This window comes from Afipia sp. GW822-FHT03D08 (assembly GCF_058801645.1).
Genome location: NZ_JBXANK010000009.1, coordinates 1 through 533, shown reverse-complemented (window position 1 = coordinate 533; position 533 = coordinate 1). Strand labels below are relative to the sequence as shown.

Annotated in this window: 1 pseudogene; it reads left to right on the top strand. The window is 62.3% G+C overall.

Annotation, left to right across the window (positions count from 1 at the left end):
- Positions 1-533, top strand: a pseudogene (locus AC1RM7_RS23825) (IS3 family transposase); the annotation flags it as partial.

Genomic DNA, 533 nt, shown 5'->3' with positions numbered 1-533 from the left:
GTCGGATCTGACGCTGGACAAGCTGATCCTGGCGGAGGCCGCAAAGGGAAACTTCTAAGCCCCTCCCGACGCCGTGCGTGCGTCGATCATGTGATGACCGAGCTTTGCATATCCGAGAGACGGGCGTGCCGAGCACTGGGCCAGCACCGATCGACGCAGCGCAAGATCCCAACGACACCCGCTGACGAGGTAGCATTGACTGCCGACATCATCGAGCTTGCCCGCCAATATGGCCGCTACGGATATCGCCGGATTACGGCGTTGCTTCGCAGAGCCGGCTGGACGGTGAACAAGAAGCGTGTTGAGCGGATCTGGCGCTGTGAGGGGCTGAAGGTCCCTGCCAAACAGCCTAAACGCGGGCGCCTGTGGCTCAACGACGGCTCGTGCATCCGTCTGCGGCCGGAGCGGCCAAACCATGTCTGGTCCTATGACTTCGTCGCTGACCGCACCCACGATGGCAAGGCGTTCCGGATGTTGTGCATCATCGACGAGTTCAGCCGTGAGAGCCTGGCCATCCGTGTCGCGCGGAAGCT